Source organism: Streptomyces sp. NPDC002754 (genome assembly GCF_053592315.1).
The window spans coordinates 19,653-45,077 of sequence record NZ_JBSFVM010000017.1; the positions used below are offsets into that span (position 1 = coordinate 19,653).

At 70.6% G+C, this 25,425-nt stretch carries 23 protein-coding genes and 1 pseudogene; 12 read left to right on the forward strand and 12 right to left on the reverse strand.

Annotated elements, in window-relative coordinates; translation table 11 throughout:
• Positions 1-27: 27 nt before the first annotated feature.
• Together ACWD2L_RS27480 and ACWD2L_RS27485 are read left to right on the forward strand one after the other, a co-directional pair.
• Positions 28-1,263, forward strand: coding sequence for a flavin reductase family protein (locus tag ACWD2L_RS27480; protein ID WP_351333141.1), 1,236 nt, complete (start codon positions 28-30; stop codon positions 1,261-1,263).
• Between the two features lie 19 nt (positions 1,264-1,282).
• Positions 1,283-2,623, forward strand: coding sequence for an MFS transporter (locus tag ACWD2L_RS27485; RefSeq protein WP_351333138.1), 1,341 nt, complete (start codon positions 1,283-1,285; stop codon positions 2,621-2,623).
• A gap of 14 nt (positions 2,624-2,637) precedes the next feature.
• Here ACWD2L_RS27485 and ACWD2L_RS27490 read toward each other — a convergent pair whose 3' ends face one another.
• The 4 genes from ACWD2L_RS27490 to ACWD2L_RS27505 all read right to left on the reverse strand — a co-directional run bounded on the left by ACWD2L_RS27490 (position 2,638) and on the right by ACWD2L_RS27505 (position 7,090).
• Positions 2,638-3,282 carry a response regulator transcription factor gene (locus ACWD2L_RS27490; protein WP_351333136.1) on the reverse strand — a complete coding sequence of 215 codons (645 nt, stop codon included), beginning with the start codon at positions 3,280-3,282 and terminating at the stop codon, positions 2,638-2,640.
• A gap of 4 nt (positions 3,283-3,286) precedes the next feature.
• Entirely contained in the window at positions 3,287-4,672 is a 1,386-nt protein-coding gene (locus ACWD2L_RS27495; RefSeq protein ID WP_351333133.1) for a sensor histidine kinase, read from the reverse strand.
• 70 nt (positions 4,673-4,742) lie between these two features.
• The gene (locus ACWD2L_RS27500; RefSeq protein ID WP_351333130.1) at positions 4,743-5,990 is read right to left on the reverse strand and encodes a Clp protease N-terminal domain-containing protein; all 1,248 of its coding nucleotides are present in this window, start codon (positions 5,988-5,990) and stop codon (positions 4,743-4,745) included.
• 164 nt (positions 5,991-6,154) lie between these two features.
• Entirely contained in the window at positions 6,155-7,090 is a 936-nt protein-coding gene (locus ACWD2L_RS27505; RefSeq protein WP_351333127.1) for an NmrA/HSCARG family protein, read from the reverse strand.
• Between the two features lie 143 nt (positions 7,091-7,233).
• Here ACWD2L_RS27505 and ACWD2L_RS27510 point away from each other — a divergent pair, with 143 nt between their 5' ends.
• On the forward strand, positions 7,234-7,872 hold the full coding sequence (locus ACWD2L_RS27510; RefSeq protein ID WP_451192051.1) for a TetR/AcrR family transcriptional regulator: 639 nt from the start codon (positions 7,234-7,236) through the stop codon (positions 7,870-7,872).
• Here the strand turns inward: ACWD2L_RS27510 and ACWD2L_RS27515 are convergent.
• Positions 7,814-8,266 carry a GbsR/MarR family transcriptional regulator gene (locus ACWD2L_RS27515; protein ID WP_351333122.1) on the reverse strand — a complete coding sequence of 151 codons (453 nt, stop codon included), beginning with the start codon at positions 8,264-8,266 and terminating at the stop codon, positions 7,814-7,816. The two genes, ACWD2L_RS27510 and ACWD2L_RS27515, sit on opposite strands and share 59 nt — an antisense overlap.
• A 152-nt stretch (positions 8,267-8,418) precedes the next feature.
• On the opposite strand from ACWD2L_RS27515, the gene ACWD2L_RS27520 reads away from it, so the two are divergent.
• Both ACWD2L_RS27520 and ACWD2L_RS27525 read left to right on the forward strand, forming a co-directional pair.
• Positions 8,419-9,984, forward strand: a complete 1,566-nt coding sequence (locus ACWD2L_RS27520) for a GMC family oxidoreductase (RefSeq protein ID WP_351333120.1) — start codon at positions 8,419-8,421, stop codon at positions 9,982-9,984.
• A gap of 76 nt (positions 9,985-10,060) precedes the next feature.
• Positions 10,061-11,509, forward strand: coding sequence for an aldehyde dehydrogenase family protein (locus tag ACWD2L_RS27525; protein ID WP_351333117.1), 1,449 nt, complete (start codon positions 10,061-10,063; stop codon positions 11,507-11,509).
• A 22-nt stretch (positions 11,510-11,531) separates the two neighbouring features.
• On the opposite strand, the gene ACWD2L_RS27530 is transcribed toward ACWD2L_RS27525, so the two are convergent.
• The 4 genes from ACWD2L_RS27530 to ACWD2L_RS27545 form a co-directional block, all read right to left on the reverse strand.
• The gene (locus ACWD2L_RS27530) at positions 11,532-12,929 is read right to left on the reverse strand and encodes a GH1 family beta-glucosidase (RefSeq protein ID WP_351333115.1); all 1,398 of its coding nucleotides are present in this window, start codon (positions 12,927-12,929) and stop codon (positions 11,532-11,534) included.
• 75 nt (positions 12,930-13,004) lie between these two features.
• Complete coding sequence (locus ACWD2L_RS27535; RefSeq protein WP_351333113.1) at positions 13,005-13,925, reverse strand: carbohydrate ABC transporter permease; 921 nt, start codon at positions 13,923-13,925, stop codon at positions 13,005-13,007.
• A gap of 15 nt (positions 13,926-13,940) precedes the next feature.
• Positions 13,941-14,888 carry a carbohydrate ABC transporter permease gene (locus tag ACWD2L_RS27540; protein WP_351333110.1) on the reverse strand — a complete coding sequence of 316 codons (948 nt, stop codon included), beginning with the start codon at positions 14,886-14,888 and terminating at the stop codon, positions 13,941-13,943.
• Positions 14,889-15,019: 131 nt separating this feature from the next.
• Positions 15,020-16,330, reverse strand: coding sequence for an extracellular solute-binding protein (locus tag ACWD2L_RS27545; protein ID WP_351334884.1), 1,311 nt, complete (start codon positions 16,328-16,330; stop codon positions 15,020-15,022).
• A gap of 683 nt (positions 16,331-17,013) precedes the next feature.
• On the opposite strand from ACWD2L_RS27545, the gene ACWD2L_RS27550 reads away from it, so the two are divergent.
• The gene (locus ACWD2L_RS27550; RefSeq protein WP_351335079.1) at positions 17,014-18,030 is read left to right on the forward strand and encodes a LacI family DNA-binding transcriptional regulator; all 1,017 of its coding nucleotides are present in this window, start codon (positions 17,014-17,016) and stop codon (positions 18,028-18,030) included.
• A gap of 68 nt (positions 18,031-18,098) precedes the next feature.
• Here the strand turns inward: ACWD2L_RS27550 and ACWD2L_RS27555 are convergent, their stop codons facing one another.
• Positions 18,099-18,518 (reverse strand): arsenate reductase ArsC, encoded by a 420-nt coding sequence (locus tag ACWD2L_RS27555; RefSeq protein ID WP_351334886.1) that lies wholly within the window; start codon positions 18,516-18,518, stop codon positions 18,099-18,101.
• Positions 18,519-18,645: 127 nt separating this feature from the next.
• Between ACWD2L_RS27555 and ACWD2L_RS27560 the strand changes: the two genes are divergently transcribed.
• Both ACWD2L_RS27560 and arsB read left to right on the forward strand, forming a co-directional pair.
• A complete protein-coding gene (locus ACWD2L_RS27560) occupies positions 18,646-18,957 on the forward strand; it encodes an ArsR/SmtB family transcription factor (protein WP_351334889.1) in 312 nt (103 codons plus the stop codon).
• Positions 18,957-20,063 (forward strand): ACR3 family arsenite efflux transporter, encoded by a 1,107-nt coding sequence (gene arsB / locus ACWD2L_RS27565; protein ID WP_351334890.1) that lies wholly within the window; start codon positions 18,957-18,959, stop codon positions 20,061-20,063. Before ACWD2L_RS27560 ends, arsB begins: the two co-directional genes overlap by 1 nt.
• A gap of 24 nt (positions 20,064-20,087) precedes the next feature.
• On the opposite strand, the gene ACWD2L_RS27570 is transcribed toward arsB, so the two are convergent.
• Positions 20,088-20,459, reverse strand: coding sequence for an ArsR/SmtB family transcription factor (locus ACWD2L_RS27570; RefSeq protein ID WP_351334891.1), 372 nt, complete (start codon positions 20,457-20,459; stop codon positions 20,088-20,090).
• Between the two features lie 143 nt (positions 20,460-20,602).
• Between ACWD2L_RS27570 and ACWD2L_RS27575 the strand changes: the two genes are divergently transcribed.
• On the forward strand, positions 20,603-21,958 hold the full coding sequence (locus ACWD2L_RS27575) for an NAD(P)-binding domain-containing protein (RefSeq protein WP_351334892.1): 1,356 nt from the start codon (positions 20,603-20,605) through the stop codon (positions 21,956-21,958).
• A gap of 53 nt (positions 21,959-22,011) precedes the next feature.
• Positions 22,012-22,377, forward strand: a pseudogene (locus ACWD2L_RS27580) (ArsI/CadI family heavy metal resistance metalloenzyme); the annotation flags it as partial.
• Here ACWD2L_RS27580 and ACWD2L_RS27585 read toward each other — a convergent pair.
• Entirely contained in the window at positions 22,364-23,299 is a 936-nt protein-coding gene (locus ACWD2L_RS27585; RefSeq protein ID WP_351334894.1) for a LysR family transcriptional regulator, read from the reverse strand. The pseudogene ACWD2L_RS27580 and the gene ACWD2L_RS27585 sit on opposite strands and share 14 nt — an antisense overlap.
• A gap of 140 nt (positions 23,300-23,439) precedes the next feature.
• Here ACWD2L_RS27585 and ACWD2L_RS27590 point away from each other — a divergent pair, with 140 nt between their 5' ends.
• Both ACWD2L_RS27590 and ACWD2L_RS27595 read left to right on the forward strand, forming a co-directional pair.
• Positions 23,440-24,444: a fumarylacetoacetate hydrolase family protein gene (locus tag ACWD2L_RS27590; protein WP_351334897.1), complete on the forward strand. Its 1,005-nt coding sequence runs from the start codon at positions 23,440-23,442 to the stop codon at positions 24,442-24,444.
• 17 nt (positions 24,445-24,461) lie between these two features.
• Positions 24,462-25,424: a cyclase family protein gene (locus ACWD2L_RS27595; RefSeq protein ID WP_351335082.1), complete on the forward strand. Its 963-nt coding sequence runs from the start codon at positions 24,462-24,464 to the stop codon at positions 25,422-25,424.
• Position 25,425 lies beyond the last annotated feature (1 nt).

The window sequence follows — 25,425 nt, forward strand, 5'->3', positions numbered from 1 at the left end:
GTCGACACCGACCCGACAAGGAAGACGATGGTCAGCCAGACGAATCAGCAGACCGGGTCCTGCGGCGACCGCGTGGTCCCGCAGCCACCGCCCCCGCCCAAGTCACGCTGGCGCACGGTCCTGGGACGGTATCCGACCGGCATCACCATCATCACGTCGGTCGACGAGTCCGGTGGCCCGATCGGGATGGTCGTCGGCACCTTCACTTCGGTGTCCGAGAACCCGCCCCTGGTCGGGTTCCTGCCCCAGGAACGGTCCCGGACCTACGCCGGCATCCGACACGCGGGCCGGTTCCACGCGTCCGTCCTGGGCGCCGAACACGAGTCCCTGTGCCGGGACTTCTTCGCCGCCGCCCCCGAGGACCGGTTCACCGGCGACGCCTGGGAGTTCGACGAGCACGGTGTTCCGCGGCTCCGGTCCGCCGTGGCCTGGTTCGACGCCACGGTGCACGACGTACTGCCGGCCGGGGACCACGTGATGGTGCTGGGCGCGGTGGAGGACCTGGGCCTCGGCCCGCGCGCCGACGAGGCGCCGCTGGTCTTCCTCAACGGCGGCTACGGCTCGTTCGCGTCTCCGGTCACCGGTGTCGACCTTGCCGAAATGGGCTCCCGGCTCCGCATCGCCACGGGTGTCGGCGACCTCATTCAGGACCTCGCCCGGGAGCTGAACGTCGAGTGCGCTCTGTCCACCGTGGTGCGCGGCCAGGTGGTCGTGCTCACCGCGGCCGACACCCGGCAGCCGTACGTCGGTACCTGCTTCCCCTTCGCGGCGCCGATGGACCCCGGCTTCGCCGCCTGGTGCGACCCTGACCTGCGCCGCGCCTGGAGGGAGGACGCCGTGCGCCTGATGGGCCGGATCGACACCCAACTCCTAGACGACACCCTCGCCCTGGTCCGCGAGCAGGGGTACGCCATCTCCTTCGGGCACACCCTTTCCGAGCACTTCGGCGGGCTGACCGCCGAGGCACGGAACGGGGCCGGGGACGGGCGCCAGGCCCTGGTCGGGCTCTGGGAGCGGATGGCGTCCGGATACGCGGACTACTGCCGCGACCCCCGCCCGAGGCACCATGCCCGCACCCTCCAACTCCCGGTCTTCGGCGCCGACCGGCACGTCGCCTTCGAACTCATGGTGGGCGGCTTCGGTGCCGACATCGGGGCGAAACGCTTCCGGGCCATCCTCGCCGCCGCGCTGGACAGAGCGCAGCACATCACCGAACTGACCGGTGGCACACCCCCTTCCTGCTACGCGCCGAAACTCCCCTGACAGGCCCAGAGGTACACACATGACCGAGCAAATATCGGCGGCGGCCACCACGGGTTCGCCGCCGCCGGCCCGCAGCGGCATCGTCCGCATCGCCCTCGCCAGTGGGCTGGGCACCTCGCTGGAGTTCTACGACTTCGCCATCTACGGGACGGCGACCACGCTGGTCCTCACCGACACCTTCTTCAAGACCGACGACGCCTGGTTCGGCACCTTCCTCGGTCTCGCGACCTTCGCCATCGGCTTCCTGATGGCGCCGCTCGGCGCCGCCGGGTTCGGCTGGGTCGGCGACCGGTACGGCCGGCGCTTCGCGCTGCTCCTCACGTTCATCGGCATGGGCGCGGCCACCGTTTTGATGGGTGTGCTGCCGACCTACGCGCAGATCGGTGTCGCGGCGCCGCTGCTCCTGGTCGTCCTGCGGATGGGGCACGGCCTGTTCCGTGGTGGTGAGACCGGCGGCGCGGCCGCGCTCGCCATCGAGCACGCCCCTGATGACAAACGGGCCAGGTACGGGGTGTTCGTCGCCCTCGGCTCGCCGTTCGGGACGATCATCGCCAACCTGGCGTTCGCCGCCGTGCTCTTCCTGCCGGACTCCAGCATCGAGTCCTGGGGCTGGCGGCTGCCCTTCCTCGCCGGTGGTGTGGCCATCGTCATCGGCGTCTGGATCCGCCGGGGCGTGGCGGAGAGCCCGGTGTTCCAGCAGATGGTGCGCGAGGAGGGCGAGTCGCTCAAGGACCGGCGCCCGGTGGCCGACGTCTTCCGCTCCAACTGGCGCCGGGTGCTGCTGGCCGCGGGCGTCAACATCGGCCTGAACTCCTGCACGTTCGCGCTGGTCACCTTCATGATGTCCTACGCGACGTCCGCGGCCCCCGACGGTCTCGGGCTGCCCCGGCAGGCAGTGGTCAACGCCAGCACGCTGGGCCTGCTGGTCCACGCGGCGAGCAACGTCGTCGGGGCGTGGGCCTCGGACCGGTTCGGCCGGCGACCGGTCATGTTCACCGGAGCGCTCTCGTCACTGGTCGCGGCGCTGGTCATCTTCCCGATCGCCGGAGCGGGCACCATCGGCGCCTTCACCGGCGCGCTGATGCTCGGCTTCGCGACGACCGGGCTGCTGTTCGGCCCGATGTACACCTTCTTCACCGAGCTCTTCCCCCGCGACCAGCGGCAGTCCGGGATGGGCATCGCCTTCCACCTCGGCGCCGTCCTCGGCGGCGGCATCTCCCCGCTGGTCGCGAACCGGATCATCGCCGCGACCGGAAACGCCGACAACGTCGGCTACTACCTCGCCGGAACCTGCGTCCTGTCCCTGGTGTGTCTGATGGCCCTGCCGGAGACGGCACCGCGGGCGCTGCGGAAGCGGTGACGGGCTGCCCGATGTCAGCCGAGCAGTCCCGCCTCCTGCGCCAGCACCGCGGCCTGGACCCGGTTGGTGCAGTCGGTGCGGGTGAGGATGCTACTGATGTGGGCCTTGACAGTGCCGGAGCTCAGGTGGAGCCGGTCGGCGATCTCGGCGTTGGAAAGGCCGGTGCCGAGCAGCCGCAGGATGTCCCGTTCGGCCGGTGTCAGCTCCGCGATCCGGCCCGCTGCCGCGTCGCCGCTGTGGCCCATGCGGGTCCGGAAGTCGACGAGTTGGCGGGTGACCTGCGGGGCGAGGACGGGTTCCCCGGCGGCTGCGCGGCGTACGGCGTCGATGAGCGCGTGGGGGCCGGTGTCCTTGAGGAGGTAGCCGTGGGCCCCGGCGCGCAACGCGCTGGTGACGGTCGACTCCTCACCGAAGGCCGTCAGCATCACCGCGCGGGTGCGGGGCGACTGGCGGGTGATCTCGGCGACGGCGGTGATGCCGTCCCCTGGCATGCGGATGTCGAGGAGGGCGACGTCGATGGTGTGGACCCGGCAGGCTTCGACGGCCTCACGGGCGTCCTGTGCCTCGGCCTCGATACGGATCTCGTCGTCGTGCTCAAGGACCAGCCGGACGCCGGTACGCATCAGGGCCTCGTCGTCGGCGATCAGGACTCGGATCATCGCCTCATTGTAGGACGGCCATGATCAACAGAGCGACGGTGCCACCGATCGTCGGCAACAGCACCAGCAGCGCCGCGCAGCCACCTCCCAGGATGCGGGGCCACGTGAGCACTTCCGTGGACAGCGGGGCCCGGGAGCCCGCCCCCTCCGACAGTGGCTTCGACAAAGTGGCGTACACGGACTGCGCGTCGGGCCTGACGGGTATCCGGGCGGAGAGGGCGAAGCCGCCCTCCGGGCGCGGTCCGGCTTGCAGGACGCCCCCGAGCAGGCTGATCCGTTCGTGCAGGCCGACGAGTCCACTGCGGTTCCCGCCGCCGGGCGAACGGGGCGCCGGCGGGGCGTCGTTGACGACGGCGATCGTCACGGTCGCCCCTTCGTCCTGGAACGTGACACGGACGGTCGCGCCGGGTGCGTGCTTCAGCGCGTTGGTGAGTCCCTCGCGGGCGACACGGTGCACGGCCTGCCGGGTGCGGGGGTCCGCTTCCGTCAAGTCGGCGGCGTTCCAATGGAGTTCGGCGTCTGCCCCCGCGTTACGGGAGTCCGTGACGAGGGTCGAGAGGGACTCACGGGTCCCCCGCTCGCCGATGTCCTCGCCCGACTGGTGACGCAGGACGCCGAGGATGCCGCGCAGCTCGTCCATGGCCGTTCCGGCGGTCGTGTGCAGCAGTTCGGCCTGCGGGGCCAGCGGCGGCGCCTGGCGTTCGGCGGCGAGCTGGAGGGCCCCGGCGTGCACCGAGATGAGTCCGATGCGGTGGCCGAGCAGATCGTGCATCTCGGCGGCGATGCGGGCCCGTTCCTCCATGCGGGCCGCCTCGTCGGTGAGGGAGCGGGCCTGTTCGAGGTAGGCGTTGCGTTCCCGCAGCAGTCCCTTCAGCGGACGGCGGTGCCCCAGCACCCGGCCGGACAGCGCGGGCAGCAGGACGAACAGTGCGGCCAGGCCGGCGCCGGTGATCAGATACGGCAGCGTGGGAAGCTCGCTGAGGGATTGGCTGGCGATCGACAGGAGCACGGCTCCGGCGGCGCTCGCCCCGACCGCCGTCCAGGCGCGCCGGGCGGCGGGGATGCGGCGTACGGCGGACCAGACGACACACGGCACCACCACCGTCGCCCACACGTTCTCCCCGGCGATCACCGGCATGCAGCCCAGCACCGCGAGGGTCGGGTACCGGCGCCGCGCGGGCACGAGCAGCGCCGCCCACACACCCAGGAGGGCCACCGGCACCGGGTGGGCCGGCGGCATCAGCGGAACCGGCACCAGCGAGCACACCAACACCAGGCCGGCGAGTACGGACTCGATCACGACCGTCCGCCGGGGCGCGGCTCGCACCGCATTCCGGATCGCGGCCGCCTCGCGGCGCACCCGCGTCCACGGTCGCACTACCGGGCTCATCGTTTTCCTCCGCGCGGGTTCCGTTCTCAACGGCCGATCGTGTCACATGTGTTGGTGGGTCACCGCGGCCTCAGTTCGCACGCGCCGCTCCTGCGGGCACCTGGAGCTCCGGCTCGGCCCGCAGCGCGTCGACGTCCACGCCGCTCTCGGTCAGCACGCGCTCGATCTCCGCCGCGGACTCCGCGTCCGTCCCGGTCTCGTCAAGGAGCGCGGCCAGCAGATGGGTCGTGCCGACCGTGGGCGAGCCATGGTGGGAGGCGGTGAACTGCGTGACGTGCAGGAGCCGTTCCTCGAAGTCGGCGGGTCCGCGCACCTCCGCGGGCTCCCCCTCCGCGACGCCTGTGGTGGGAAGCAGCACCCGGGAGACAGCGTCCTGCCGGGCGCCGTGCCGGCGCAGGAGTTCCGCCCCTCGGTTCGCCCCCTGGAGCTTCTCGGGCAGCTCACGTCCCGCGACGCTCAGCGACCGCTCAAGGGCCAGGATGCCCAGTAGCATGTCGACGGCTTGCGTCTTCGGCTCCCCGCGCCGCACCGCCACCCGCGGCGCCTCCGAGCGCGCCGCGCCCACCATCGCCGAGCCGAAGAGTCCGGCGCTGCCGCCGAAGACCCAGGCGTTGAACTTCCGGGTCAGCGGATTGCCGCTCTTCCCGAACGTCCCCGCCTTGCGCAGGATGAACACTGTGGTGGGTTCCGGCAGTTCGTCGCTTCCCCGCAGCGCCTCGAGCGCGGCCGAGGCAGCCGGGACGTCCACCTTCTCCACGACCATGGCCTCGCGGGCCCGCGTCCCGTCCAACTCGACCAGGGCGTGCGCCACATGACGGACACGCACCGACACGGCGCCCTCCGCCCGTGCGGCCTCCAATGCCTTGCGCAGACACGACCGCAACGCGCCGGTCATCGGCGGCAGTTCGATGCTCCGCGGGGCGGCCTGGCCCTCCTCCCTCTTCTTTTTCTCCTCTTTCCGGTTCTGCCAACGCCGCCGCTTGGCCTCCTCGTGCCGGACCTCCCGCCACAGGGCGTCAATCTCCCGCTCGTCGTCCGGTGTCTCCGCCACGCCGTCCCCCGCGTCGGCACTGACCCACACGGACGTCCCCCGGTACCCGATGGATCCGCTGAGCGAGCCGGACGCCTTCATCCCCGGGGCGATCGCGGAGCCCGCGTCCGAGTCACCCGACACGATCGCGGCCAGCACACTCTCCGTACCGACGTCCTCGCGCTCCTGCTTGGCCCCCGCGCGCAGCGCCTCCAGCAACAGCTTTTCGACGTCCCTCTCGAACTCGGTGGCGAGTCCGGTGTCGCGGTCGGCCGTTCGCTGATCCATCGTTGCTCCCTCTCCGTGGTGTCACCTACCGAGAAGGACGCTATCCGCGGGACCTTCGGCTCCGCGTCGGCCGACCGTCCAGGCTTCCGGTCCGATCGGCCGGGTTGTCGGGCAGTGGGCGGGCCACCCGGCCGGACCCCGTGGAACTGTTCGCCCACTGACGCCTAACGCAGGTTCACCCGCGCCCAGTCCTCGAAGCGCGTCAGCGGCAGGCCCAGCGCACGGGCGAACTCCGGGCGGCCCGGCTGGCCCGCGGCGTTCATGAAGGCACCGGAGGCACCCATGGGCGGCATTCCAGCGGCGAGGGCCTGCTCCAGGGTCAGGTCAGGCGCGGTGATCGGCCGGTCGAGGACGCGGCTGAGGATCTCGGCGACCTCCTCCATCGACCGGTACTCACTGGCCAGTTCGAGTTCCACCTCGTGGAAACGGTCCGGGTCCGCGAGGGCGGCGGCGGCCGCGGTGCCGATGTCGGCGACCGCTGTGAGGGAGAGCCGGGTGTCGGGCTTGATGAGAGTGATCAGGCCGCCCTCGATGCCGTGCGGGAAGAGGTAGGCCATGGACGGGAGCAGGTTCTCCATGAAGAAGCCCGGCTTGAGGAGCGTCCAGCGCGGGAAGCCGACCGTGCGGACGAGATCCTGGATGGCGGCCTTGGTGTCGAGGGTCGGGGCCATGAAGTCCCAGTACCCCTCGGCCCAGCCGGGTACCTCGGTGTGCTGCCCAGCACCGGTGACAGAGGTGTGCACGAACTGCTCCACCCCGGCGGCGCGGGCGCCTTCGACGAGGTTGGTGGCCTGGGCCAGCTCGTTGTCGAAGTCGGCGCCCTCGGCGGTGAAGAGGGGCATCTGGACCGAGAAGACGGCGCGGGCACCCTCGGCGGCGTGCGTCACGGAGGCGCGGTCCAGGAGATCTCCGGTGACGAGCCGGGCCCCGAGTGCGGCGACGGCGCGGGCCCGGTCGGTGGCGGGGTCCCGGACCAGGGCACGTACGGGAACACCGGCGGCGAGCAGCGCACGGGCGGTGGCGCCGCCCTGCCGGCCGGTGGCGCCGGTGACGAGTACGGGGGCGTGTGCGAGTGACGGGGTGCTGGGCGGGGTCGGCATGAGAGGACTCCTTCGACATACGGACGTACGGACGCACGGCCGGCCAAGGGCAGGCGTCGGCCACGGGAAATGGCGGGGCCCGCCATTTATGTTCGGATACGATATGGCGGGCCCCGCCACTTAGCAATCCTGGAGCTGATCACATGGTCGAGCGGCAGCGCGCCGACGCCCGGCGCAACTACGAGCGGATCCTCGCCGTCGCCGAGGAGGAGGTCGCCGCACGGGGCGCGGAAGCCTCGCTGGAGCAGATCGCGCGCGTAGCCGGAGTCGGCTCCGCGACCGTGCGCAGACACTTCCCGACCCGGCGGGCGCTACTGGAGGCCGTCTCGCGGCACCGGATCGAGGCACTGAGCGCACGGGCACGAGAACTCGACGGCCGGAGCGGCAAGGACGGGAAGAGTGACGGCCGGAAGGGCGAGGGCCGGAAGGCACTGCTGGAGTGGCTGGGCGAGGTGGTCGCCTACTGCGTCACCGCGCGCGGACTGGCGGCAGCCCTCTCGTACGACGAGGGGCACGACCCGGTGGGGGGCAACTCCTGCGCGGCAGCGCTGATCGAGGCGGGAGAGCCACTCCTGCGGGGCGCGGCGCGGGAGGGTGCGGTGGCACCAGGGGTCACGGTCGAGGACCTGATCACCCTGGCCGTCGGCCTCACCCTCGCCACGGAGCACCACCCCGAGCCCGCGGCCCGCGCCGACGCACTGCTCGCCCTTGCGGTGGCGGGGATCAGCCCCGAGCCAGCCGCCGGTACTCGTCGAGCAGGCGGCGCAGCTGACACACCATGAAGTCGTAGTACGTGTGCATGTCGCGCAGCCGCGCCTGTTGCGCCTCCGGCATGCCAACTCCCCGCTCCTGCGCGGTCCGGGCGAGTTCGAGCAGCTGCTCGGTCTGGGTGAGCTGGTGCTGGAGGCAGCCGCTCCACGCGTCGTCGCGCCAGACGTAACCGGCCTGGCGCACGCCGGGCACCTTGACCCGCTCGACCGTGCCGTTCGCGATGAGCAGGCGGGTCATCTCCGACGTCGAACCCTTGCTGGCTCCCAGCCGCGCCTGGAGCTCCGACAGCGTCATGGGGTCGGGGCTGAGCATCAGCACACCCGCCAGCCGCCCGGCGATCGGCGGCCATCCCATCGCGCTCCCGATCCGCCGGCCGAAGTCCTCGACCAACGGCCTCTCGCTCATGGCTGAACTGTTGTCGGCGGCTGGCGGCACCGATCCTCCCCGTACGGAAAAAACTGAAAATTCATTCTTGACTGAACTTTCCTTCTGCGTCAGATTACCAGCATCCGCACAGGAGCCCCCGGTGCGTGACACTCCCGCATCAAGGAGGAGCGATGGCACAGCACGTTCGCGACCTGATCGTCGTCGGCGCTGGCTCCGCGGGTGCGGCGCTCGCCGTCCGCGCCGCCACTCGCGGCCGCCGGGTCCTGCTGCTCGAAGCGGGCCCCGACTACCGCTCGGCCCAGATGCCGGAGGCGTGGCGCTCCCCCAACCCCGTGGTGGCCCTCATGGATCCCGCGGCCTCGGAACATGTCGTGTGGACCGGCCTGAACTCCTCGCGCACCGAGAAGCAGCCGCAGGCCCCGTACTGGCGCGGGCGTGGCGTGGGCGGCAGTTCGTCCGTCAACGGCCAGATCGCGATCCGGCCGCCGATGGCGGACTTCGAGGAGTGGGCCCGGCTCGGCTGTACCGGATGGGCGCCCGATGACGTGCTGCCCTACTTCGCCAAGCTGGAGGACGACGAGGAGTTCGGCGACAAGCCCCACCACGGCCGCGGCGGGCCGACCCCGATCCACCGGACCCCGAAGGACGCCTGGGGTAGCGTCGACCGGGCCCTGGCCGACTCGGCGCTCGCTGCGGGGTTCGGCTGGGCACCCGACGTCAACGCCCCCGGCGCCACCGGCGTATCGCCGTACCCGATCAACTCCCGCGACGGCCGCCGCGTCAGCGTCAACGACGCCTACCTCGAACCCGGACGCGAACTGCCCGGCCTCACCATCCGCGGCGACGCGCTGGTGGACACCGTCATCTTCGAGAACGACCGCGCGGTCGGTGTGCGTGCGGTGATCGACGGAGCCGTCGTCACCGAGTACGCGGACGAGGTGATCCTCAGCGCCGGGGTGATCCACTCCCCCGCGATCCTGCTGCGCTCGGGCATCGGCCCCGCCGCCCAACTGCGGGCACTGGGGATCGAGGTGTGCCAGGACCTGCCGGTCGGTGTCGGGATGCAGGACCACGCGATGACGGTGCTCTCGCTGCCGTTGCGGGCCGAAACCGCCATCACGTCACCGCACGACCGGCACACCAACGTCTGCGTGCGCTGGTCCAGCGGGTCGGGTACGCACTCCGACGACCTCATGTTCGTCTCGCTCAACCAGAACGTGCTGTCCATGGCCACGGCGAACACCCAAGAGCACGCCGGCGGCTTTGGTGTCTGGCTGAACCGGACCCACTCGCGCGGTGAACTCACCCTCGTCTCCACGGATCCCTCGGCACACCCGTACGTCGCCCAGCGCATGCTGTCCGACGCGCGGGATCTCGCCCCGATGCGGGAGGGTGTGCGCGCCCTCGTCGAGTTGAGCGGCAGCGCCGAGACGGCCGCCGTCCTGGGCGGATCGGTCGAGGAGGCGAACGGCCCGCTGTTCGCGGCACTGGCGGACGACAGTGCCCTCGACGACCATCTGCTCGCCACGGTCCTCGACGCCCAACACGGCACGAGTACCTGCCGGATGGGCGCGACCAGCGCCGCCGGGACGGTCGTCGACCCGGAATGCCGGGTGCAGGGTGTCCGGGGACTGCGGGTCGTGGACGCCTCGATCTTCCCTTCCGTGCCGAGGGCCAACACCAACCTCGCCGCCATCATGACCGGCGAACTCATGGCCGACCGCCTCGACGCCTGACACCGCCCCGTGACGCACGGAGCCCCGTGCTGAACCTCGTACCGAACAGAATTACCGAACAGAAACGGCCCCCACCATGGAAACCCTCCAGAACTTCATCGGCGGCCGGTGGGAAGAGCCGACCGGCGAGGATGTCGTCGCCGTGGTCAACCCCGCCACCGAGGAAGCCGTCGCGCACTTCCGCGCGGGCAGCGCCGCCGACGTCGACCGCTCAGTGACCGCGGCCGCCGAAGCGCAGCGCGAGTGGGCCGCCCTCACCGTGTCTCGGCGCGTGGAGCACCTGCACGCCTGGGCCGGCACGATCGCCGCACACACCGCGGAACTCGCCGAACTGGAATGCCGCGAGATGGGCAAGCCGGTCGGCATCGGGCGCACCTTCGTGGAGGGCGCGGTGGCCGGGCTGAAGGCGGCCGCCGACCAGGCGCTCACCTACCCGTTCAGCGAAACGGTGGCAGGGCCTGGCCCGGCGGGCGAGCGGACCGACATCGTCCGCCACCCGCTCGGTGTCACCGCGGTCATCACCCCGTGGAACTTCCCCGTCGCCATGGTCCTCGGTGGCCTCGGCCCGCTGCTCGCCGCCGGGAACACCGTCGTGGTCAAGCCCTCCGAGCGGTCCCCGCTCTCCACGGTGCGGCTGTTCGAACTGGCCGCCGCCTCCGGACTCCCCGCGGGCGTGCTGAACCTGGTCCTCGGCGACGGCCGCACCGGCGCGGCGCTGACGGAACACCAAGACGTACGGCTCGTCCACTTCACCGGCTCGGTCGGCGCCGGCCGCGCCGTGGGAACGGCCACCGGAGCGCACCTGAACCGCTGCGTACTCGAACTCGGCGGCAAGGACCCCGTCGTGATCGACGCCGGAGTCGACCCGGTGGCCACCGCGCAAGCCGTCGCGTTCGGCGCCTTCATCAACACCGGCCAGATCTGCACCTCCATGGAGCGGATCTACGTCCATGAGCGGATCGCGGACGAGTTCGTCGAGGCCCTCGCCGCCGCGGCGCGGACCTTCGCCGTCGGCGACGGTCTCGACCCCGCCACGGTGCTCGGCCCCCTCGTGGACGCGCGGCAACGCGACACCGTACGACGCCACGTCGAGGACGCCGTCACCAAAGGCGCGACCGTTCGTGCGGGCGGAGTCGCACCGGAGCGCCCCGGCTACTTCTACCCGGCGACCGTCCTCACCGGAGTCGACGACACCATGCTCGTGATGACCGAGGAGACGTTCGGTCCCGTGGCACCCGTCACCGTCGTGGCCGACTTCGAGGAGGGGCTCGCCCGCGCGGCGGCCTCCCGCTACGGCCTCGCCGCCACCGTCTACACCGACGACCCCGACCACATCGCGGCGGCCGCCCGGCTGCCCGTGGGTGTCGTCTGGGTCAACCAGTGGCAGGGCGGCGGCCCCGAGCGGCTCTACGAACCCGCCCGCGACAGCGGCATGGGAGCCACCGGGGCGCGCGCCGCCTACGACGCCGCGACCCGGCCCGCCGCCGTACACATCGCCGCCTCCGCCCCGGCGGCCGACCGGTAACCCCCTCCAAGTGGGTGAGGTGTCACTCCGGCAGCGTGCCCGTCGCGGCCACCTTCGCGTACCAGCGGGCGCTGGCCTTGGGGGTGCGGGTGCCGGTCGGGTAGTCGACGTGGACCATGCCGAAGCGCTTGCTGTAGCCGTAGCCCCACTCGAAGTTGTCCAGCAGCGACCACAGGAAGTAGCCGCGGATGTCCGCGCCCGCGGACCTCGCTCGGTGCACGGCGGCCAGGTGGTCGCGGACGTAGGCGATACGTTCCGGGTCGTTGACGTTGCCGTCGGGGCCCGCGTAGTCGTGGAACGCCGCGCCGTTCTCCGTGATCACCAGAGGCAGACGAGGGTTCTCGCCGCTCAGACGGACCAGCAGTTCCTCAAGACCCGAGGCGTCGATCGTCCAGCCCATCGCGGTCCTGTCACCGGGTGTCGGGTGGAAGGCGACGCGGTCCGCACCCACCCAGGGGGTGTGCGCACTGGCGCCGTGGCCGTCGCTGCCGTGGGCCGGGTCGCCCTCGGAGACCAGCGTCGGCGAGTAGTAGTTGACGCCCAGGAAGTCCAGCGGCTGGTGGATCTCGGCCAGGTCGCCGTCCTCGACGAAGGACCAGTCGGTGAGCGACGCGGTGTCCTTCAGCAGGTCCTCGGGGTACTCGCCCCGCAGCATCGGGCCGGTGAAGACCCGGTTGGCCAGCGCGTCGATGCGCCGGGCGGCGTCCGTGTCCCCGGCCGCGTCGGTCAGCGGGCGTACGTGGTGCACGTTGAGTGTCACCGACACCTCGGCGGCCGGGCGCAGTCGCGAGCGGAGCGCCTGAACGGCCAGGCCGTGTCCCAGGTTGAGGTGGTGGGCAGCGCGCAGGGCGGCGACCGGCTCGGTGCGACCGGGGGCGTGCACCCCGGACGCGTAACCGAGGAAGGCGCTGCACCAGGGCTCGTTGAGGGTGGTCCAGGTGTCGATGTGGTCGCCCAGGCCCTCGGCGGCCAGCGCCGCGTACTCGGCGAACCGCTCGGCGGTCTCCCGGGCCGGCCACCCGCCCAGGTCCTCCAACTCCTGCGGCAGGTCCCAGTGGTAGAGCGTGGCGACCGGCTTGATGCCCTTCTCGCGCAGCGCGTCGGCCAGCCGCCGGTAGAAGTCGAGGCCCTTCTGCAGGGCAGGTCCGCGGCCGGTCGGCTGGATGCGCGGCCAGGCGAGCGAGAAGCGGTACGCCTTGACGCCCAGGTCCGCCATGATGTCGACGTCCTCGGCCCAACGGTGGTAGTGGTCACAGGCGATGTCGCCGGTGTCACCGTTGAGGACCTTGCCGGGCGTACGCGCGTAGGTGTCCCAGATGGACGGGGTGCGGCCGTCCTCTTGGGCGGCGCCCTCGATCTGGTACGAGGCGGTCGCCGTACCCCACAGGAAGTCGGCGGGGAACGTGAGCGCGGATGACATGAAGGACTCCTACGGGATGAACTGACGGGAACGGTACGGGAGTTGAGTCGGCTTCGCGTCGACGTGAGTCGTGACTCAGCCCTTGACGGCGCCCTGCATGATGCCGCCGACGATCTGCCGGCCGAAGACCACGAACATCGCGAGCAGCGGCAGCGTGCCGAGCAGCGCGCCCGCCATGATCAGGGACTGGTCGCGGACATAGCCGGCGCTCAGCTGTGTGAGCGCCACGGGCACGGTCGGGTTGGTCATGTCGAGGGCGATGAACGGCCAGAAGAAGTCGTTCCAGGCGTGGACGAACGTGATCATGAAGATCACGGCCATGGGGGCGCGGGCGATCGGAAGCACGATGGACCAGAAGATGCGCAGCGAGTGCGCGCCGTCGACACGGCCCGCCTCGACGAGCTCGTCGGGCAGTGCCTCGGCGAAGTACTGCCGCATGAAGAACACACCGACCGCGCTGACCAGCGTAGGGAAGATGACCGATGGCAGCTGCTGGCCCCAGCCGAGGTCGCTCATCATCATGAACAGGGGGACGACGCCCAGTTGGGGCGGCACCATCATGGTTCCGATGACGACCATGAGCAGGGCGCCCCGACCCTTGAAGCGGAGCTTGGCGAAGGCGAATCCGGCCAGGGTCGCGAAGAGCACCGTGGACAGCGAGATGGCGCCGGCCACGATCAGCGAGTTCATCATCGCCTTGCCCATGGCGGCCTCGGTCCAGGCCCGGGAGAGGTTGGTGAAGAGGTTCGGCCCCGGCAGGAACGGCGGCGGGGTCCGCGAGATCCGGGCGCTGTCGGAGGAGGCCGCGACCAGCGTCCAATAGAGCGGGAAGAGCGAGACCAGGGCGGTGATTCCGAGCAGGACGTAGGTGACGGGCCCCGCGTGGTGCTGTTTGCCCGCGCCCGGCTTCAGGCGCCTGCGGCGGGCGGGTGCGGGGCGCTCGACGGCGCCGCCGTCTCGGGCGCCGGTGCGGACCGGAGCGGTGTCGGTGGTCATGGCGTGGCTCCCCGGTCAGTGCTTGCGGTTGCGCAGGCGCGAGACGACGCGCTGCAGGACGTAGAAGAGGACGAGCAGCAGGAACATCGCCCAGGCCACGGTGGCCGCGCGGCCCATCTGGTAGTTCTTCCAACCCTCTTCGTAGAGCAGCAGGCCGAGCGTCTGGTACTGGCCGTCGGTGCCACCGGTGACGCCGTTGGGACCCTGGCCGAAGATCAGTGGTTCGCCGAAGAGCTGGGTGGCGCCGATCGTCGAGAGGACGATGGTGAAGACGATCGTCGCCTTGATGCCGGGGACGGTGACGGTGCGGAACTGCTGCCAGCGGTTGGCCCCGTCGATGGCGGCGGCCTCGTAGCGCTCCAGCGGCACGGCCTGCATGGCGGCCAGGTAGAGCAGGGCGTTGTAGCCGGTCCAGCGCCAGATCACGATCGCGGAGATGGCGCTCTGCGAGGCCCAGGTGGAGTTCTCCCAGTCGACCGGGTCGATGCCCACCAGGCCGAGACCCCAGTTGATCATGCCGAAGTCGCGCTGGAAGAGCATCGTGAAGACGAGCGCGGCGGCGCCGACCGAGGTGGCGTACGGGGTGAGGGCGGCGACGCGGAAGAAGGTCGATCCACGCATCCGGTAGTTGAGCAGGTGTGCCAGGCCGAGGGCCATGAGCAGCTGCGGAACCGTGGAGATCACACCGATGGTGATGGTGTTGCGCAGCGCGTTCCAGAACCGCTCGTCGGCGAGCAGCGCCGTGTAGTTGTCCAGGCCCCGCCATGACATGACGTCGAAGGTGGACAGCTCGACCTGGTGGAGGGAGATCCAGGCGGTGTAGATCAGCGGGTAGAAGCTGAACGCGGCGAAGATGACGAAGAAGGGGGCGATGAACGCGTACGGCGCGCCCTTCACGTCGAGGCGGTGCAGCAGCGGAATCCTCGAACGGGCCTTGTCCGAAGGGAGAGTTGAGGTGGCCACCGGGGTCCTTCCGTCGGGCGAGCGGGGTGGCGGGCTGGCGGGGTGTGCGATGCGGCGGCGGGGCGGGTGCGGCCGGAATGTCTCCGGCCGCACCCGCCGTTCGGTGCCGTACGCGTCGGTGCGTGTCCGCGTCAGCCGACGGCCTTCTTGACGCGCTCGTCGGTGGTCTTCCATGCCTCGGCCGGCGACTTCCCGTTCTCGACCAGCTGGAGGCCCTGCGAGAAGGCGTCCTTGATGGTGCCGTCCTTACGGCCGAGGACCTGCTCGGCGGGCACCTCGTTGGCCGCCTCGCCGAAGATCCGGCCGGTCGGGGCGCCGGAGAAGTACTCCGACGTGGCGTCCTTCACCTTCGGGTCCTCGAGCGCGGTCTTGGAGGACGGGAAGTTGCCCAGCTTCTCGAAGAGGTAGGCCTGCTGCTCGGGGGCGGTCAGCCAGGCCACGAGCTTCTTGGCCTCGTCCTTCACCGGGCTCTTCTCGGTGACCCCGAGGAACGAGCCGCCCCAGTTGGCGCCCTTTGGGGCCTTGGCAACGTCCCACTTGCCCTTGTTGGCGTCGCCTGCCTTGTCGCTGATGTGCGCGAGCATCCAGGCCGGGCAGACGGTGGTGGCGAAGGTGCCGTTGGCGAGCCCAGGGTCCCAACCCGGCTGGAACTGCGGCAACTTGGCGGTCAGGTCCTTCTTGGCGGCCTCGGTCGACAGGTCCCAGGCCTCCTTGATGGCCGGGTTGGTCTTGTAGATCAACTTGCCGGACTTGTCGTAGTACTGCTCGGAGTTGCCGTAGACCATGGCGTTGAACAGGCCGGAGGCCGAGTCCAGGTAGGAGACTTTCTTGTTCTTGTTGCCCTTGGCGAACTTCTCGCCGGTCTCGACGTACTTGCCCCAGTCCCCCGCCCACAGCTTGCCGACCTTCTCGCGGTCGGTGGGCAGCCCGGCCTGCTCGAACAGGTCCTTGCGGTAACAGACGGCCATCGGCCCGGTATCGGTACCCAGCCCCAGAACCTTGCCGTCCTTGGTGGTGATCTGACCCTGCTTCCACGGCTGGAAGTGCTTGATGCCCTTGGTGCCCGCGAAGTCCGCGAACTTCCCGGCCTGCGTCTCGGTCATCTCCTTCGCCCGCGCCACCTCGATGCCCTGGACGTCCTTGAGTCCGGAGCCGCTGGCGAGGTGGGTCTGCAGGGCGGTGTAGTACGTCTGCTCGTCGCCGGCCGCCTCGACCTTGACGGTGACCTTCGGGTGCTCCTTCTCGTACTTCTCGATCAGGCCGGTCTCCTTGAAGCCCATCACTCCGTACAGGCCCATGGTGATGGTGACCTTGCCGTCCTCGACGCCGCCGCCGGTGGCGCTCGCGCCCCCTCCGCCACAGCCCGCGAGCAGAGCGCCCGCCGCCGTACAGGCCAGCACAGCTGTGACTTTTGTACGCAGTTTCCGCTCGACCTTGAGCATGAACGTCCTCCCTGAGACGGCGCCGACGCACCGGTGGTACGAGTCGACCCGTAGCGCGGCCGCTCGCCGCGGGCACCATCAAGTCCCCAGCTCAGAGCGGGTTTTCCGGAGGCCGGTGAACTGGGTTCGGAACCTCTGGAGAGCCTGCTGAAGAGTTGGTGGGAACGTGCCCACTGATTTTCAGGAAGACTGGCGTCCCGCAACTCCCGTGTCAAGAAGTCGAATCCAGCTCGTTTCCACCTCGTTATCGACGAACGCTTCCTGAACGCGACCGTCGGGCGGGCAGAATCGGGGTGGCAACTGACAGAATGCGCAGGCCGGGAGGGTGCCAAGGGGTGCCGGGGAGGGGCGGCCTCCCAACAGGTCAGCCCTGAAGGGGAATTGGAGGGTCCGGAACGATGAACGGCGACAGCGCACGAGATGTGACGGGGCGGGAGTGGGGGACGCGGGGCGATGGGTGGGGGTCGGCGAACGACGGACGGGAGTCGCGGGGCGGGGGGCGGGAGTCGGCGCACGACAGCCGAGAATTGAGGGGCGACGGCCGGGAGCCGCAGGACGGCGGACAGGAGCCGGCGCACGACAGCCCGGGGCCACGGAACGACGGGCCGGAGGCTCGGGGTGGCGGTCGTGAGCAGGGTGGGCGTGGGGAGCAAGGTGTGCGTCCGGAACGTGAACAGAGTCGGGTGTCCGGAGCCCGGCCGCCGACCATCAAGACCGTCGCGGCCCGGGCCGGTGTCGGGCGGACCACCGTCTCCCGTGTGGTGAACGGCTCGGAGCTGGTCAGCGATCAGGCGCGGGAGGCCGTGCTCAACGCCATCGCGGAACTGGGCTACGTTCCCAACTCGGTCGCCCGCGGCCTGGTCACCAGCCGCACCAACGCCGTCGCCCTGGTCATCCCCGAGTCCGAGAGCCGGCTCGGCTCGGAGCCCTACTTCTCGGCGGTGATCCGCGGGGTGAGCGCCGCGCTCGCCGACACCCGCACCCAGCTCCAGCTGACACTCGTCCGCGACCAGGCCGAGCGCGACCAGCTCACCCGGTCCGTCGCCGAACGCCGGGTCGACGGCGTGCTGTTGGTCTCCGTCCACGAACACGACGTCCTGCCGGGCCTGTTGGAGTCGGCCGGCCTGCCGACCGTCCTCGCGGGCCGCCGCCGCGAGGACGACCCGCTCAGTTACGTCTGCGCCGACAACCGGGGCGGCGCCGCCACCGCCGTACGGCACCTCCTGGCCCGCGGCCGGCACCGTATCGCCACCGTCGCGGGCCCCCAGGACATGGAGGTCGGCCGCAGTCGCCTGCTCGGCTACCGGGAGGCCCTCGTCCAGGCCGGCATCCCGGCGGAGGAGCGCCTGGTCGCGGTCGGCGACTTCACCGAGGAAGGCGCCCGCGCGGCGATGCGTTCGCTACTTGAACGCATCCCGGACCTGGACGCCGTGTTCGCCGCCTCCGACCTGATGGCCGCGGGCGTCCTCCTCGAACTGCGCGCCCAGGGACGCCGCGTACCGGAAGACGTCTCGGTGGTCGGATTCGAGGACTCCTACCTCGCCCGCCACACCAACCCACCACTCACGACGGTCCGCCAGCCCACCGAGGAGATCGGCGGCACGATCGCACGCACCCTCCTGAGCGAGATCGGGAACCCGGCCGCGCCTCGCACCCGGCTCGTGCTCGACACGGAGCTGGTGGTACGGGAATCGTCTTAACTCGGGCCTGCTGGTTGCACCCTGAGTACATCCTTGAGCACGCCGTGAGCGCACTTTGGGCGCAACGGCTACTTCGCGTCGATTTCGGCGATCAGCGCCTCGACGCGGGTCTTGATCTCGTCGCGGATGGGGCGGACGGCCTCGACACCCTTGCCCGCCGGGTCTTCGAGAGCCCAGTCGAGGTACTTCTTGCCGGGGAAGACCGGGCAGGCGTCGCCGCAGCCCATCGTGATGACGTAGTCGGACGCCTGGACCGCCTCCGTGGTCAGCACCTTCGGCTCGGCGGCGGAGATGTCGACGCCGACCTCACGCATGGCCTCGACGGCGGACGGGTTGACCTGGTCGCCGGGGATCGAACCGGCGGAACGGACCTCGACACGGCCCCCCGCCAGGTGGTCGAGGAACCCGGCGGCCATCTGCGAGCGGCCCGCGTTGTGCACGCAGACGAACAACACGGAGGCGAGCGGAGCGGACGGGGTGGCGGACATGGCTCTTCCTTCACGAGTGGCGAGTCGGGCCCTCTACGGGTGACGAGTCGGGCCGCTCGAGCAATCAGCCCAGGCTGACATCAGCCCAGACTGGCATCACCCTGGACTGATGTGAAACTATCAGCCCATGATGACGTCAGTCGACACTGACCTGATCCGAGTCCTCGCCGACCCGCTCAGGCTCAAAATCGTGACCCTGCTCGCCCACGAGACCCTGTGCACGACACACCTGGTCGAGGAGACGGGAGCCAGGCAGACCAACCTCTCCAACCACCTCAAGGTCCTGCGCGACGCGGGGATCGTGGACACGGAGCCCTGCGGCCGGTTCACCTACTACCGGCTCAGGCCGGACGTCATCACCGCCCTGGCCGGCCAGTTCACTGAGCTGGCCGAGACGGCCCGTACCACCATCGACACCGACCGTAAGCGAGCCTGCTGATGACGACGACCGACCCCGGCAGCAGAACTCCCGCACAGGCGGGGGCCGATGACGCCTCGATCGTCGCCAAGCTCTCCACGCTCGACCGGTTCCTCGCCGTGTGGATCCTGCTGGCCATGGCCGTCGGCCTGGGGCTCGGCCGCCTGATCCCCGGCATGAACGACGCGCTCGCCAAGGTCGAGATCGGCGGCATCTCGCTGCCCATCGCCATCGGCCTGCTCGTGATGATGTACCCGGTCCTCGCCAAGGTCCGCTACGACAGGCTGGACACGGTCACCGGCGACAAGAAGCTGATGGTGTCGTCGCTGGTCATCAACTGGATCGTCGGCCCGGCCGTGATGTTCGCCCTCGCGTGGATCTTCCTGCCGGACCTGCCCGAGTACCGCACCGGCCTCATCATCGTCGGGCTCGCCCGCTGCATCGCGATGGTCATCATCTGGAACGACCTGGCCTGCGGCGACCGCGAGGCGGCGGCCGTGCTGGTCGCCCTCAACTCCGTCTTCCAGGTCATCGCGTTCAGCCTCCTCGGCTGGTTCTACCTCGACCTGCTGCCGCAGTGGCTCGGCCTCGGCGACGGCCAGGGTCTTGATGTGTCCGTCTGGCACATCGCGCTGAACGTGATCGTGTTCCTGGGCGTCCCGCTGGTCGCCGGATTCCTGACCCGCCGTATCGGCGAGAAGAAGCTGGGCCGGGAGCGCTACGAGTCCAACTTCCTCCCGAAGATCGGGCCTTGGGCGCTGTACGGCCTGCTCTTCACGATCGTCATCCTCTTCGCACTGCAGGGCGACGCGATCACCTCGGAGCCGGTCGACGTCGTCCGGATCGCGCTGCCGCTCCTGGTCTACTTCGCAGTGATGTTCTTCGGGAGCTTCCTGCTCGGCAAGGCGCTCGGGATGGCCTACGACCGCACGGCGACACTCGCCTTCACGGCCGCGGGCAACAACTTCGAGCTGGCCATCGCGGTCGCCATCGCCACCTTCGGCGTCACCAGCGGCCAGGCCCTGGCCGGCGTCGCAGGCCCGCTGATCGAGGTCCCCGTCCTCATCGGGCTCGTCTACGTGGCCCTGGCCTGGCGCAAGAGGTTCACACCCACCGAGGTGGGTTAGGACCCTGGGCCCGATCTCAGCTGTTCATACGGCGGGGCGCAGCGTCAGCAGCTGCCCCATCGACGCCAGTACCGACGGATCGACCCGGTAGTACACCCACGTCCCCCGCCGCTCGGAAGCGAGCAGTCCGGCGTCCTTGAGCTTCTTCAGGTGATGGGAGACGGTCGGCTGGGAGACGCCGACGTCGGAGATGTCGCAGACGCAGGCCTCCCCGCCCTCGTGGGAGGCGACGAGCGAGAACAGGCGCAGGCGGACCGGGTCGCCGAGCGCCTTGAACATCCGGGCCGCGGTCTCCGCCTCGTCGGCAGTGAACGGCCGCTCCGTCAGCGGCGGGCAGCAGGGCGCCGGGTTCTGGCCTTCGGTCTCGATGAGCGGCAGCACCTTCGTGTTCGACATCCATCTATGTTGACACGCGTCGAAGCAGAGGGCGAGGGAACCCTTCCAGGATTCGACAACCGTCTATATTGACGTTCACCGAAACAGGTGCGACGCTGTCCGGACAGCCATCGACGAACGTCGAAACAAAAAGGGGAAGCGCCGTGACCGCCACCACCAACGCCAGCGCCACCGACCACCTGCCCGTCGCCGTGATCGGCGCGGGGCCCATCGGCCTGGCCGCCGCCGCCCACCTGCTGGAACACGGCATCGAGCCGCTGGTCCTGGAGTCCGGGCCGCGGGCGGGTGCGGCCGTGCGCGAGTGGTCGCACGTACGCCTCTTCTCCACCTGGGGCGAGGTCGTCGACCCGGCCGCCGAGAAGCTCCTCGCCCCCACCGGCTGGGTCCGCCCCGACCCGTCGACGTACCCCTCCGGCGGCGACTGGGCGGACCTGTACCTCCAGCCGCTGGCCGACGCGCTCGGCGATCACGTACGGACCGGGGCACGCGTCACCGGTGTCTCCCGCGCGGGACGCGACCGTATCGTCGACGCCGACCGCGACTCCCAGCCCTTCACCCTCCATGTCACCTACGCCGACGGCCGCGAGGAGCGCGTCCTCGCCCGCGCCGTGATCGACGCATCCGGCACCTGGTCGACCCCGGCCCCGGCGGGCTCCGACGGCCTCCCGGCGCTCGGCGAGAAGGCGGCCGTCGACCGGATCACGTACCAGGTCCCCGACCTCAACGACCCGTCGGTACACGCCCGTTACGCCGGTAGGCGCACCGCCGTGATCGGCTCCGGCGCCTCCGCGTTCACGGCGCTGGCCACGCTCGCCGACGTAGCAAGGGACACCCCGGGCACCCACGCCGTCTGGATCCTGCGGCGCGGCATCTCCGGCTCCACCTTCGGCGGCGGCGAGGCCGACGAGCTGCCCGCACGCGGCGCGCTGGGCCTGGCCGCGAAGGCCGCCGTGGACGAGGGCCACGCGGACGCGGTCACCGGCTTCCGCACCGAGGCGGTCGGACGCGACACCGACGGCCGCCTGATCCTCGCCGCCGAGGACGGCCGTCGCCTGGACCCGGTCGACGAGGCCATCGTCCTGACCGGCTTCCGCCCCGACCTGTCCTTTCTCTCCGAGGTCCGCCTGAACCTCGACGAACGCCTCGAGGCCCCGGTCGACCTCGCCCCGCTGATCGACCCCAACCAGCACTCCTGCGGCACCGTCTACCCGCACGGCCACCGCGAGCTCTCCCACCCCGAGCAGGGCATCTACCTGGTCGGCATGAAGTCCTACGGCCGCGCCCCCACCTTCCTCGCGATGACCGGCTACGAGCAGGTCCGCTCGGTCGTCGCCGCACTCGCCGGCGACACGGACGCGGCCGACCGCGTCGAACTCACCCTCCCCGAGACGGGTGTCTGCGGCGGCGCGGGCCTCTTCGACACCCCGGAACCCGCCGAGACGACAGGCGGCGGCTGCTGCGCCACCCCTGCCACCCCTGCCACCTCCGGCGGCTGCTGACATACGTCAGACATACGTCGGCCCCACCCCGCACACCCACCAGGAGGCACGCCATGTCCCGCGTCCAACTCGCGCTCCGCGTACCGGACCTGCAAGCGTCCATCGCCTTCTACAGCAAACTGTTCGCCACCGAAACCGCCAAACTCCGCGACGGCTACGCCAACTTCACCCTCACCGAGCCCCCGCTCAAACTCGTCCTGATAGAAGGCACCGCAGAGCAGACGAGCCGCCTGGACCACCTCGGCGTAGAAGTCGAATCGACCGAACAGGTCCACACGGCGACCGCCCGCCTGGCCGAGGCGGGTCTTGCCACCACCGAGCAGCACGACACCACCTGCTGCTACGCCGTGCAGGACAAGGTCTGGGTCCACGGCCCCGGCCAGGAACCCTGGGAGTTCTACGTGGTCAAGGCCGACGCCTGACCGGAGGGCCCGGCACCGCCGCCAGTCCCCCTCCGACCCGCGCCGCCGTCTCGCGCAGCCAGATGTGGGCGGCGTCGTGGGTGTGCACCGGGTGCCACCACATGGCTTCCTGGAGGGGGACGGCCTCGTACGGTGGGTCCACGACGCGGACGGCGGCGATCGGCGCCATCAGGCGGGCGAGGCGGGCCTGGACGAGGGCGATGCGACGGGTGCCGGCCACCAGCAGGGGCAGGAGTTGGAAGCTGTCGACGGAGACCTCCACCTGTGGTTCAATGCCGAGCATGCCGAGCTGGCGGACCGCCGGGGCGTCGTAGGTCCGCTGGTACGTGACCCAGGGCAGGGTCGCCAGGTCCCGCAGAGTCAGCCGGTCCTCGACGCTCGGGTGGTCCTCCGCGACGAGGAAGACCCAGCGGTCGTCGTACAGGTCGGTGGCGGGGAAGTCGCTGATGACACCGTGCGGCATCAGCAGCCCGTCGACCGCGCTGAGCAGCGTCGCCGTGTCGTCGACGACGCTGGGCGGGGTCTGCGTGAAGCGCAGCCGGATGCCGGGGGCCTCCTCGTGCACGACGCGGGCGAGTTCGGCGCCGAACACGGACACGGCGTAGTCGGACGCCACCAGCCGGAACTCGCGGGACTCCTCGGCCGGGTCGAAGTCGGCCTGGCTGGCGAAGAGTCGCTCCAGGACGTCATACGCGGTGGACGTGCGGTCGAGCAGCACCTGGCCGAGCGCCGTCAGCTCGTAGTGGCCGCCGACGCGGGCGAGCAGGTCGTCGTCGAAGTGGCGGCGCAGCCGGGACAGCGCCGCGCTCATCGCGGGCTGGCTCAGGCCGACGCGCTCCCCGGCCCGCGTGACGTTGCGCTCCTCCAGGAGGGCTCGCAGAGCGACCACGAGGTTGAGATCCAGGCGGGCCAGGTTCACGATTTCCTCTCCTTGCACGTCATCTCATTGCACCGTGCTGACCAGGTTATATCTGTCCAGCGGATGCTTTCCATCCACACAATCTATTTCCCTGATCGCGGGTGGCGGGTCCAGATTGGACCCACCGCAATCAGGAGGACATGTCCGTGAACCCCGCCCCCGCATCCCCGCTCTTCGCCGGCCCCTTCGCGCTCGCGACCCTCTCGGCTCCGGACGGACCGGCGTTTCCCGCACTCGTCACCGCCGACGCGTCCGTCGTGGATCTGCGCATCGCTTTCAGTGAGGGCCAGTTGACCGCCCGTCAGCTCCTGGAGGACTGGCCGACGGTCCTGCCGCGACTTCGAGCTCTGGCAGCAGACGACTCGGTGGAGCGCGGCCTGCTGGCCGACTTCCGTGTGCATGCTCCGGTCGAGCCGCGCCAGGTCCTCCAGTCCGGCGCCAACTACCGGCAGCACGTCATCGACCTCCACGTCGCCCACCGCGCCCCCGGCGACGAGCGCCCCGAGGAGGAGCGTCGCGCGGAGGCCGCCGAGATCATGGACCGCAGGGCGGCCGAGGACCTGCCGTACGTCTTCATCGGCCTGCCGAGCGCCATCACGGGCCCCTACGATGACGTCGTTCTGCCCGCGTGGGCCGAAAAGCCGGACTGGGAGCTGGAGTTGGCGGCCGTCATCGGCAGGCCCGCCCACCGGGTGTCGGTCGAGGAGGCGCTGGGGTACGTCGCCGGGTACACGATCGCCAACGACCTGACCGACCGGGCCACCGTCTTCCGCCGGGACATGCCGCAGATCGGCACGGACTGGCTGCGCAGCAAGAACGCTCCCGGGTTCACCCCGCTCGGCCCGTGGCTCGTGCCCGTCGAGTCGATCGCCGACACCGGCGATCTGCGGCTCTCACTCAAGCTAAACGGCGAGACGATGCAGGACGAGTCCACCAAGGACATGATCTTCAACGTGGCCCGGATGGTGTCCTACGCCTCCCAGAGCGCCCAACTCCTGCCCGGCGACCTCGTGTTGACCGGCTCCCCGGCCGGCAACGGCATGCACTGGGGGCGGCTGCTGCGCGACGGCGACGTGATGGACGGCTCCATCACCGGGCTCGGCGCCCAGCGCACCCGCTGCGTCGCCGAGGAGCTGGCGTCGTGACCCCGGGCAGGGACATCGTGGCTCCGGACAGGAACGATCCCGAGGGCGCGATCACCGGGGCCGCCACGTCGTACTCGAACTGGGGGCGTTGGGGAGATGACGACCGCCTCGGCACCCTGAACTATCTCGACGAGGCAAAGCGCCGCGAGGGCGCCGCCCTCGTCCGCCGGGGCGCCAGCTTCTCCCTCTCCCAGCGCTTCGACATGGACGGCCCGCAGAAGGGCTGGCGGCGCCGCACCAACCCCGTGCACACCATGCTCGACACCGGTGTCGACGCGGCCCTCGCCAACCAGGGCTTCCCGCACGGCATGGGCGGCGCCGACGACGTGATCGCCATGCCGCTGCAGTGCTCCACCCAGTGGGACGGCCTCGGCCACATCTTCGACCACGGCAAGGCGTGGAACGGCCGGCCGGCCGAGCAGGTCGTCACCTCCGACGGCGACCTGGTCACCGGCATCGAGCACATGGCACCGTACGTCGCCGGGCGCGGCGTCCTCCTCGACGTGGGCCAAGTCATCGGCGAGGACGGCGAGTTGCCGGACGCCTTCGCCATCACCGAGGATCATCTGAGCGCGACCGCCGACGCCCAAGGGGTGCGCGTCGGGCGCGGCGACATCGTCCTCGTACGCACCGGGCAGCTCGCGCGGGCTCGCCGGGACGGCTGGGGCGACTACGCGGGCGGCCCGGCCCCCGGCCTGTCGTTCACGTCGGCCGGGTGGCTGCACCGCACCGAGATCGCCGCGATCGCCACCGACACCTGGGGCTTCGAGGTCAGGCCCAACGAGTTCGAGCACGCCTTCCAGCCGCTGCACCAGGTCGCCATCCCCAACATCGGCCTGCTCATCGGCGAGATGTGGGACCTGGACGCGCTCGCCGTGGACTGCGCGTCCGACGGCGTGTACGAGTTCTGGCTCACGGCCGCTCCCCTGCCGATCACGGGCGCCGTCGGCTCCCCGGTCAACCCGGTCGCCGTCAAATAGC

Excerpts from the sequence above, each read along its gene's own strand:
- ACWD2L_RS27510 (WP_451192051.1), top strand. The coding sequence starts at position 7,234 with ATGGTCGAGCGGCAGCGCGCCGACGCCCGGCGCAACTACGAGCGGATC.
- ACWD2L_RS27520 (WP_351333120.1), top strand. The coding sequence starts at position 8,419 with ATGGCACAGCACGTTCGCGACCTGATCGTCGTCGGCGCTGGCTCCGCG.
- arsB (WP_351334890.1), top strand. The coding sequence starts at position 18,957 with ATGACGACGACCGACCCCGGCAGCAGAACTCCCGCACAGGCGGGGGCC.
- ACWD2L_RS27490 (WP_351333136.1), bottom strand. The coding sequence starts at position 3,282 with ATGATCCGAGTCCTGATCGCCGACGACGAGGCCCTGATGCGTACCGGC.
- ACWD2L_RS27555 (WP_351334886.1), bottom strand. The coding sequence starts at position 18,518 with ATGTCCGCCACCCCGTCCGCTCCGCTCGCCTCCGTGTTGTTCGTCTGC.
- ACWD2L_RS27525 (WP_351333117.1), top strand. The coding sequence starts at position 10,061 with ATGGAAACCCTCCAGAACTTCATCGGCGGCCGGTGGGAAGAGCCGACC.
- ACWD2L_RS27560 (WP_351334889.1), top strand. The coding sequence starts at position 18,646 with ATGATGACGTCAGTCGACACTGACCTGATCCGAGTCCTCGCCGACCCG.
- ACWD2L_RS27480 (WP_351333141.1), top strand. The coding sequence starts at position 28 with ATGGTCAGCCAGACGAATCAGCAGACCGGGTCCTGCGGCGACCGCGTG.
- ACWD2L_RS27590 (WP_351334897.1), top strand. The coding sequence starts at position 23,440 with ATGTCCGTGAACCCCGCCCCCGCATCCCCGCTCTTCGCCGGCCCCTTC.
- ACWD2L_RS27505 (WP_351333127.1), bottom strand. The coding sequence starts at position 7,090 with ATGCCGACCCCGCCCAGCACCCCGTCACTCGCACACGCCCCCGTACTC.
- ACWD2L_RS27515 (WP_351333122.1), bottom strand. The coding sequence starts at position 8,266 with ATGAGCGAGAGGCCGTTGGTCGAGGACTTCGGCCGGCGGATCGGGAGC.
- ACWD2L_RS27500 (WP_351333130.1), bottom strand. The coding sequence starts at position 5,990 with ATGGATCAGCGAACGGCCGACCGCGACACCGGACTCGCCACCGAGTTC.
- ACWD2L_RS27570 (WP_351334891.1), bottom strand. The coding sequence starts at position 20,459 with ATGTCGAACACGAAGGTGCTGCCGCTCATCGAGACCGAAGGCCAGAAC.
- ACWD2L_RS27530 (WP_351333115.1), bottom strand. The coding sequence starts at position 12,929 with ATGTCATCCGCGCTCACGTTCCCCGCCGACTTCCTGTGGGGTACGGCG.
- ACWD2L_RS27545 (WP_351334884.1), bottom strand. The coding sequence starts at position 16,330 with ATGCTCAAGGTCGAGCGGAAACTGCGTACAAAAGTCACAGCTGTGCTG.
- ACWD2L_RS27495 (WP_351333133.1), bottom strand. The coding sequence starts at position 4,672 with ATGAGCCCGGTAGTGCGACCGTGGACGCGGGTGCGCCGCGAGGCGGCC.
- ACWD2L_RS27485 (WP_351333138.1), top strand. The coding sequence starts at position 1,283 with ATGACCGAGCAAATATCGGCGGCGGCCACCACGGGTTCGCCGCCGCCG.
- ACWD2L_RS27535 (WP_351333113.1), bottom strand. The coding sequence starts at position 13,925 with ATGACCACCGACACCGCTCCGGTCCGCACCGGCGCCCGAGACGGCGGC.